This is a genomic window from Trueperella bernardiae, from assembly GCF_001469025.1.
Classification (GTDB): Bacteria; Actinomycetota; Actinomycetes; order Actinomycetales; family Actinomycetaceae; genus Trueperella; species Trueperella bernardiae.
This window is the reverse complement of record NZ_LNIZ01000015.1, coordinates 1-6,057: the sequence shown is the minus strand read 5'-3', so window position 1 is coordinate 6,057 and position 6,057 is coordinate 1. Positions and strand designations below refer to the sequence as shown.

The following is a 6,057-nucleotide window of genomic DNA, read 5'->3' as shown; positions in this document are numbered from 1 at the left end:
GTTGATCCCGATTCCTTCAATTCCCGCGCCCTATCGAGCTTACGAACAATCTGCTCGGGAGTATGCTTGCTGAATTTCTTCACCATTCATCCATTCTCCCCACCCACAGGCAGGGCATCAATGGACAGCACTCAAGTCACCTGGACCTAAAAACCTAGAGCACTCCAGGTTCGGTATGACGTAGTCTGTACTTCGGCGTGTCGTAGATTTGTGAGATTATTCGTGCTAAACACTATATGTGGTGCCCGCAACGTGGGTCAGGACTAGATGTAGGGGTGGGATTGCTGAGGTGCAAATGCTGAGAGGAGAACATGCTGATGAGTGAACGCAGGGAAGGCCGAACACGAAGCGTCGCGGAGGTGCGAGTGCTCGAGGGGCAAGATTCACCTGACCTGGTGTTTTTCTCGAGCGTTTCGGAGAACACCCTCCGCTTCGTCGAGAAGCTCGAGCGCCCGGCGGTGCGGATCCCACTCCGACCGCGCACAGAGGGAATGATCCGAGTGACCAGGCCCTACGTGCTCGTGGTTCCGACCTACGGCGGCGGAGCGCAGGCCGGGGCGGTGCCGCGGCAGGTGATTACGTTCCTGAACGATCCTGCAAACCGCGCGCTGATCCGCGGCGTGATTACCGCGGGGAACACCAACTTCGGTGAGCACTACTGCATCGCAGGACCGATCATCTCAGCCAAGTGCAAAGTTCCTGAGCTGTACCGCTTTGAACTTCTTGGCACCAACCGCGACGTTGCTCGAGTCAAGGCTGGTTTAGACGAATTTTGGGCACGACAGAACACATTAGAAGCAGAAGCAAATGAGGAGGACGTCGCATGACGATCGCCACACCATCAGAAACAACCACCCCCAACACTGCACGGGTTGGCGGGGTCGGCGAGCGGAAGGACTACCACGCGCTCAACGCCCAGCTGAACCTGTTTGCGGCGGACGGGTCGATCCAGTTTGACAAGGATCACGAAGCGGCGGAGGCCTACCTGAACCAGCAGGTCATCCCGAACACGAAGCAGTTCGCTTCGGTGTGGGAACGCCTGGAGTGGCTGATCGAAAACGAGTACTACGAAGCCGAATACCTGCGCGCCTACGACAAGGACTTCGTCGAGCGCCTCCACGAACAGGCCGACGCTTTCGGGCACAAGTTCCAGACCTTCCTCGGTGCGTTTAAGTTCTTCACCTCCTACGCGCTGAAAACCTTCGACGGCAGCCTCTTCCTCGAAAACTTCGAGCAGCGAGTTGTTGCCACGGCGCTGTTCCTCGGTCAGGGTGACGAGGAACTGGCTTCGAAGACGGTCACCGAGATCCTCTCGGGCCGTTTCCAGCCGGCAACTCCGACGTTCTTGAACGCGGGTAAGAAACAGCGCGGCGAGCTCGTGTCGTGCTTCCTGCTGCGCGTTGAAGACAATCTCGAATCGATTGGCCGCAGCGTTAACTCTGCGCTGCAGCTGTCCAAGCGCGGCGGCGGTGTGGCGCTGCTGCTGTCAAACCTCCGCGAGGCGGGTGCCCCGATTAAGCAGGTCGAGAACCAGGCTTCCGGTGTTGTTCCCGTGATGAAGATCCTCGAAGACAGCTTCAGCTACGCGAACCAGCTCGGCGCTCGCCAGGGCGCAGGCGCTGCGTACCTGCACGCGCACCACCCCGACATTATGCGGTTCCTCGACACGAAGCGTGAAAACGCCGACGAGAAGATCCGCATTAAGACCCTGTCGGTTGGGGTTGTGATTCCGGATGTGACCTTCGAACTGGCTAAGCAGAACAAAGATATGCACCTGTTTAGCCCCTACGATGTGCTTCGCGAAACCGGTATTCCGCTTTCGGATCAGTCAATCACCGAGCGCTACGACGAGTTCGTCGCGAACCCGCGGATCCGCAAGACCACGATCAGCGCGCGCGAGTTCTTCAAGACCCTCGCTGAGCTGCAGTTCGAGTCGGGCTACCCGTACGTGCTGTTCGAAGACACTGTGAACCGTGCGAACCCGCTCGAGGGGCACATCAACATGTCGAACCTGTGCTCGGAGATTCTGCAGGTGAACACCGCCTCTGAGTACGACGCCGCAATCGGGTACGAGACGATCGGTCACGACATTTCGTGCAACCTCGGCTCGCTGAACATTGCGCAGGCAATGGCCAGCCCGGACTTCGGCGCAACCGTTGAGATTGCGGTGCGGGCGCTGACGAGTGTGTCGGATCAGACCGACATTCAGGCGGTGCCGTCAATTGCCGAGGGTAACCGTGCGTCACACGCCATCGGCCTCGGCCAGATGAACCTGCACGGCTACCTCGCTTCGCAGCGCATCCACTACGGCAGCGAAGAGGGAATTGACTTCACCGACGCGTACTTCCGCACGGTGACCTACCACGCGCTGCGCGCTTCGAACCAGCTGGCGATTGACCGCGGTGCGACCTTCGCGGGCTTCGAGAAGAGCGACTACGCTGACGGCAGCTACTTCGACCGTTACACGGCCGAGGAGTGGGTGCCAGAAACCGCGCGGGTGCGTGAGCTCTTCGCCGAGGCTGGAGTTGCGCTGCCGACGGTTGCGGACTGGGAACAGCTGCGCGAGTCGATCCGCGAACACGGTATCTACAACGCGTACCTGCAGGCGGTGCCACCGACCGGGTCGATTAGCTACGTGAACAACTCGACGGCTTCGATCCACCCGATCGCCTCGAAGATTGAGATTCGTAAAGAGGGCAAGCTCGGCCGCGTGTACTACCCGGCTCCGCACATGACAAACGACAACCTCGAGTTCTTCGAAGACGCCTACGAAATCGGCGCCGAGAAGATCATCGACACCTACGCTGCTGCGACCAAGCACGTGGATCAGGGTCTGTCGCTCACGCTGTTCTTTAAAGACGAGGCGACCACTCGCGACATCAACCGCGCGCAGATCTACGCGTGGCGCAAGGGCATCAAGACGCTGTACTACATCCGCCTGCGCCAGCCCGCGCTCGAGGGAACCGAGATCGAAGGCTGCGTTTCCTGCGCGCTGTAGTCGCGTTCGCGCCCGCGTGTGCGCCCGTGCTGCGCGCGCGGGCGCACCGCGCGCCGTCCGCGCACTCCGCGCACTGACCACCAGACACCACTAGTGAAAGAGCTTTATTGAACTATGACTGATCCGTTGAACACCGACCGCCCGCTGCAAGAGATCTCGGTCACCCCGCCGTCGTACCGCCACGACCCGGCAGCGCGGCTGCGCCCCATTAACTGGAACCGCGTCACCGACGACAAAGACCTCGAGGTGTGGAACCGTCTGACCGCGAACTTCTGGCTGCCAGAGAAGGTGCCGCTGTCAAACGACATCCCCGCGTGGCAGAAAATGACCCAGGAAGAGCGCACCCTCACGATGCGCGTCTTCACCGGTCTGACCATGCTCGACACCGTGCAGGCAACTGTCGGTGAGATCGTGCAGATCCAAGACTCCCGCACCGAACACGAAGAGGCCGTCTACACCAACATTGCGTTCATGCAGTCGGTGCACGCCCGCTCGTACTCCTCGGTGTTCTCAACGCTGACGAGCACCCCGGAAATCGACGACGCCTACCGCTGGGCAGTTGCCAACGATCTGCTGCAGGAACGCTGCAAGAAGGTGCTGCACCACTACTACGGCGATGATCCGCTCAAGCGTAAAGTGTCTTCGACGCTGCTGTCGTCGCTGCTGCTGTACGCAGGGTTCTACCTGCCGCTGCACTTCTCGGTGCACGCGACGCTGACGAACACCGCAGACATGATCCGCCTGATTCTGCGTGACAAGGCAGTGCATGGTTACTACTCGGGTTACAAGTACCAGCGCGGACTCGAGACGCAGAGCAAAGAGCGTCAGGAAGAGATGCGCAAGTTCACCTTCGACCTGCTGGAAGAGCTCTACGAGCTTGAGCTGCAGTACTCGGGTGAGCTGTACGAGCCGCTCGGCCTGATGGACGACGTTGCCGTGTTCGTGCGTTACAACGCGAACAAGGCGCTGATGAACCTCGGTTACCCGTCGCGGTTTACCGCTGAAGAGACCGAAGTGAACCCTGAGATTCTCGCGGCGCTGTCACCTGGCAGCAACGAAAACCACGACTTCTTCAGTGGATCAGGATCGAGCTACATCATCGGTAAGGGCGAAGACACCACCGACGACGACTGGGACTTCTAGGCTCAAGGGCTTAACGGCTCGAGGGCTCAGCGGCTCGATTCGGGCCGCACCGTCCGAATAGCGCACCGCGGGTTGGACGCTGGCACACGCCGGCAACCTTCCCGCGGTGCGCTGTTTTGTGCCCGAGCCAGCGCGATTCTTGTCGACTATGATCGACAAAACCTCCGCAAAGTAGCAGCTTGTCGACTATACTCGACAAAACAGGGAGGTTTGTGGTGGACAGAATCATTGAACGCCCGAGATACTTTTCGCGGATCCAGCCCTTTATCGACAAACCCCTCGTGAAGGTGCTCACCGGTGTGCGTCGCTGCGGCAAATCTACGATTCTGCAGCAGCTGCAAGAAGTGATTCGCGCGGGCAGCGCTGATCCACAAGTGTTTGCGATGAATTTTGAGTCCGCTGACGGGCTTCACATCACAGACGCAGCGGCGCTGCTACGGCGCATCGAAGCCGAAAACCTCAACAAAAACACCCGCGCGTATTTCTTCTTTGACGAAATTCAGCAGGTCGCCGACTGGGAGAAAGCCATCAACGCGATCCGCGTCGACTATGACGCAGATATCTATGTCACCGGGTCGAATTCGCGCATGCTTTCCGGTGATCTCGCCACACATCTTGCCGGTCGCTACGTTGAGTTCTTGATCCAACCGTTTTCGTTTGCGGAATTTGTCGAGCTGCACCGCCAAAGCGACCGCACACTGAGCGAACGCTTCCAGCACTTTGTGCAGTTCGGCGGTTTCCCGGCGTTGAAATACTTCAACCTCGACCGGGAACCCTCGCTCGACTACCTTGACTCTGTGTACAACTCGGTTGTGCTCAAAGACGTGATTGAATATCACCAGATCCGCGACGTCGACATTTTTCACCGCATCGTCGGTTACTGCTTCGCAAATATTGGAAAAACCTTCTCGGCGCAGTCACTGGTGCGTTTTTTCAAAAGCGAGGGGCGCACCGTTTCGGTTGATACCGTGTTGAACTACCTTGAGTTTTGCGTGAACGCTTTCTTGATTTATCGGGTTCCGCGCTTTGACATTGCGGGGAAGGCGAGGCTTCGGGCAACTGAGAAGTACTATGCGGTGGATCACGGTTTTCGTGAAACGCTCGGCCTTTCGAACCAGGCCGACATTGAGCTGACCCTCGAAAACATCGTGTGCGTGGAGCTGCTTGCGCGCGGGTACGAGGTAAGTGTCGGAAGAGCCGGCGCGCGCGAGATTGACTTCATCGCCCGCAAAGGTTCCGACACTGAGTACTTCCAGGTGAGTTACCTGCTCGGCAGCCAAAACACCGTCGACCGCGAGTTCGGTGCCTTTCGCGGGGTTACCGACAACTTCCCGAAAACCGTGCTGAGCATGGACCAGTTCGACATGAGCCGCGACGGGATCCAACACAAAAACACTATCGAGTGGCTTGTCGAGCCCTCACCGTTGCACAGCTAGGTGTCATCGCCTAGCCTGAATACCAACATGACCGGTACCGCTACCCATTTTGGTGGGAGCCCAGGGCCGGTCTTTGTTTTTCTCGATCTAGCCGTCATGCTCCTGTAGCCAAATGAGGCCACCCAACGCGCTGGGGCCGTGGCATTATTTAGGTAATCGTTCAGCCCGCTTCGACCATCAGGTTGGAGACGGGCTGGATTTCTTTCGAGGCATGAAAACCCGATGAAGAAGATCAAAAATCCCACCACGGTTGAAGTGCAGATTGCCCTCATGCGCTCACGAGGGATGGAGCTCAACGAATCCCTAGCAAGGTGGGGTTACCCTGTGTTTGTTGACACTTGATGAGGCTGGCTTGTCTGGCTGGGAAGGGTGTTGGAAGACTCGTGAGTGAGAAGAAGACGAGGAAGTCGTATACGCCGGAGTTTCGGCGGGATGCGGCCTCGATTGTGATTGATCAACAGACCTCGATTGCGAGCGTTG

Annotated in this window: 4 protein-coding genes; all 4 read left to right on the top strand. The window is 58.4% G+C overall.

The features are described 5' to 3' along the window. Positions 1-317 precede the first annotated feature (317 nt). The 4 genes from nrdI to AQZ59_RS08870 all read left to right on the top strand — a co-directional run bounded on the left by nrdI (position 318) and on the right by AQZ59_RS08870 (position 5,577). Positions 318-827 carry a class Ib ribonucleoside-diphosphate reductase assembly flavoprotein NrdI gene (gene nrdI / locus AQZ59_RS08885; protein ID WP_016664109.1) on the top strand — a complete coding sequence of 170 codons (510 nt, stop codon included), beginning with the start codon at positions 318-320 and terminating at the stop codon, positions 825-827. Continuing rightward, complete coding sequence (gene nrdE, locus AQZ59_RS08880; RefSeq protein ID WP_016664110.1) at positions 824-2,998, top strand: class 1b ribonucleoside-diphosphate reductase subunit alpha; 2,175 nt, start codon at positions 824-826, stop codon at positions 2,996-2,998. Before nrdI ends, nrdE begins: the two co-directional genes overlap by 4 nt. Before the next feature lie 114 nt (positions 2,999-3,112). Then, positions 3,113-4,141, top strand: coding sequence for a class 1b ribonucleoside-diphosphate reductase subunit beta (nrdF, locus tag AQZ59_RS08875; RefSeq protein WP_016664111.1), 1,029 nt, complete (start codon positions 3,113-3,115; stop codon positions 4,139-4,141). Positions 4,142-4,356: 215 nt separating this feature from the next. Continuing rightward, entirely contained in the window at positions 4,357-5,577 is a 1,221-nt protein-coding gene (locus AQZ59_RS08870; protein WP_062614287.1) for an ATP-binding protein, read from the top strand. Positions 5,578-6,057: the final 480 nt, after the last annotated feature.